Origin of the sequence: Actinomadura sp. HBU206391 (assembly GCF_014323665.1) — a bacterium.
Taxonomy (GTDB): Bacteria; Actinomycetota; Actinomycetes; order Streptosporangiales; family Streptosporangiaceae; genus Actinomadura_C.
The window spans coordinates 1-2,841 of record NZ_JABVEB010000464.1 but is presented as its reverse complement, the minus strand read 5'-3'; the positions used below and the strand labels follow the sequence as shown (position 1 = coordinate 2,841).

Annotated in this window: 2 protein-coding genes; both read right to left on the bottom strand. The window is 74.4% G+C overall.

Annotated features, from left to right (window positions below; all coding sequences use genetic code 11):
- A partial coding sequence (locus HKK72_RS38345) for a thiamine pyrophosphate-binding protein (RefSeq protein WP_261987592.1) occupies positions 1 to 629 on the bottom strand: 629 nt, incomplete at its 3' end.
- On the bottom strand, positions 626 to 2,841 hold a 2,216-nt coding region (locus HKK72_RS38340), incomplete at its 5' end, for an acetate--CoA ligase family protein (protein WP_315987658.1). The genes HKK72_RS38340 and HKK72_RS38345, both read right to left, overlap by 4 nt.

The following is a 2,841-nucleotide window of genomic DNA, read 5'->3' as shown; positions in this document are numbered from 1 at the left end:
GCGACCGGCGGGACGGCCGCCCGTTCGTCGAGCACGTCGAGCGGGATCTCCAGATGAACGGGGCGTGGCCGGCCCGAGGTCATCGCCGCGAACGCCCGCGCGACCGCCGCAGGAATCTCGGCGGCGCTCGTGACGCGATGGCTGTAGGCCGCGACCGCGTTCATCGCCGCGGACTGGTCCTTGGTCTCGTGCAGCAGGCCGCTGCCGGTGCTGCGCAGCGGCATCCCCGGTGAGACCAAGAGCAGCGGCACCGAGTCGGAATAGGCCTGTCCGACGGCCGCCGCCGCGTTGAGCGTGGCGGGCCCCGAGGTGACGACGCACACGCCCGGCCGCCCCGTCACCCGCGCATACCCGTCGGCGGCGTATCCGGCGCCCTGTTCGTGCCGAGTGCTGACATGTCTGATGCCGAGTGCGGAGAGGTGGGCGTAGATCTCCAGGTTGTGGGTGCCCGGGATGCCGAACACCGTGTCGACGCCGTGGTCGGCGAGGGCGCGCACCAGCGCCTCGCCCCCGGTCAGCGTCCGCTCGTCCGTCATCACCTCGCTCGTGCCGGGCTCGCTCCCGCCCCCGCCGGGCTCGTTCCTGCCGGGCTCATTCCTGCCGGGCTCATTCCTGCCGGGCTCGCTCATCGTCGGTCCTCCGTTCCGGGTACCCGCCTCGCGCCCTCGCCCGCGTCGGCGGCGACGACGAGCGCGTCGACCGCGAGCACCCCGTCCGGGGCGACGCGCAACGGATTCACCTCACACTCGGCCACGTCCGGCCGTTCGGCGGCCAGCCGGGACAGCCGGGCGACCGCGTCGGCGGCCGCCGACACCGACACCGGCGGGCGGCCTCGCCATCCGGTGAGCAGGGGGTGACCGCGCAGACGGCGCAGCATGGCGACCGCCCGCTCGGGCGTCACCGGCGCGAGGTCGACGGTCACGTCGCGGTAGAGCTCGGCGTGGACCCCGCCGAGCCCGACGAGTACGAGCGGCCCGAACGACGGGTCCTGACGTACGCCGACGATGAGTTCGACCACGTCCGGCCGGCAGTCCATCTCCTCGAGCACGTACTCGCCCTCGCCCAGGCGCCCCACCAGCGCGTCGAACGCCGTACCTGCCGCGTCGGCGTCGCGCAGCCCCAGCACCAGCCCGCCGACCTCGCTCTTGTGCGCCGGCCAGGCCGCCTTGAGCGCGTACGGAGGGCGCAGCCGCCCGGCGGCGTCCGCCAGCGAGGCCGGATCTCGTACGGGCAGACACCGCGCGAACGGCACGCCGTACGCTCCGATCAGTTCCCGTGCGCCCAGGTAGCCCCCGCCCGTCATCGGCTCGCCGGCCGTCGGCTCACCGGCCGTCGGCTCACCGGCCATCGGCTCACCGGCCATCGGTTCACCGGCCATGAGCTCGGTGGCGAGCGCCAGTGAACGGACGGCCGCGTCGATCGTGTGGTAGGTCGGCAGCCCATGCTCGCGCAACGCCGCGACCGCCGGGCAGTCGCGCGCCATGCTGTGCACGACGACGGGCAGACCGGTGTCGCGCACCGCCGCGCCGAGCTGCGCGATGACGGCGTTCTCGGCGTCGGCCAGCGCCGGCTCGTCCGCTCCGTACGAGCCGAAATAGCCGGTGAGCAGCAGGGCGTCCACCTCGCCGGTGCGCAGCAGGCCGCCGGTCAGCCGCGCATAGGTCGTGAGGTCCCGCTCCCCCGCGCCGGCAAGGTCCACCGGGTTGCGCACCCCCGCGCCGGGCGGCAGGACGCGGGAGAGCTCCTCGGCGACACCGCCCAGCTCGGGCACGTCGAGGCGGTGACGGGTGAGCACGTCCGCCGCGATCGCCCCCTGACCACCACTGTCACCGATCACCGCGACCCGGCGGCCGGCCGGCCGAGGCGCGTGGACCAGCATCTGTGCGAGATCTATGGCCTGTGCCGGCGTCTCCACGAGAACGGCCCCGGCGGCACGGCACGCGGCCTCGATGACATCGAGGCCGGCGGTCAGCGCGCCGGTGTGAGAGCGGGCGGCGGCACGGCCCGCCTCGCTGGCGCCCACGGTCAGCACGACCACCGGGCGGCCCGCGTCCCGCAGCCGCCGTAGCGTGCCGACCAGCGCCCGCCCGTCATGGAACGACTCCAGATAGAGCACGACGACGGCCGTGCGCTCGTGCGCGGTCAGGCCCGCGACGACCTCGTGCGCCGACACGTCGGCCTGGTTGCCGACCGAGACGAATCTGGAGACCCCGATGCCGGCCTCCCTGGCCAGACCGGCGAGTTCCAGTCCCAGCTGCCCGGACTGCGAAACGATGCCGAGCCGGCCGGGCACGAAGTTCCCCCAGGCCAGCTCCAGCTCGGTCTCGGCGTCGTAGATGCCGAGACAGTTGGGCCCGATCAGCCGCGCGCCGGCGTCGCGCACCCGCGCGGCGAGCCCGGCGTCCTCGATTCCGGCGGTGATGCCGAGGAGGCCCCGGACCCCGAGCTCCAGCGCCTCGTCGACGACCTCGCCGACCGACGCCGACGGCACGCACAGCACCGCCAGCTCGGGTGGTTCGGGCAGGTCGGACAGCCGGGGCACCGCGGTCACGCCCTCGATGACCGCTCCCGATCGGCTGACCAGATGCACCTTGCGCCGGTGAGCGCCGCGGAGAGCCCCCCGGGCCAGCCAGTAGCCCCATTTGGCGCGGTCGGCCGACGCTCCGACCACCGCCACGGACCGAGGATCGGAGAAGACCCCCAGATCAGCCTGCATCATGCGCCCTTCGCTGTGTCTGATCGCCTCGCTCCGCTCGGCGGCTCGTGGCGCTCCGCGGCGGCGGCTTCCCTCCTCGCTCGTCCCTCGCTCGTCGGTCCAGCCACCGCCGCGCCCCTCGCGAG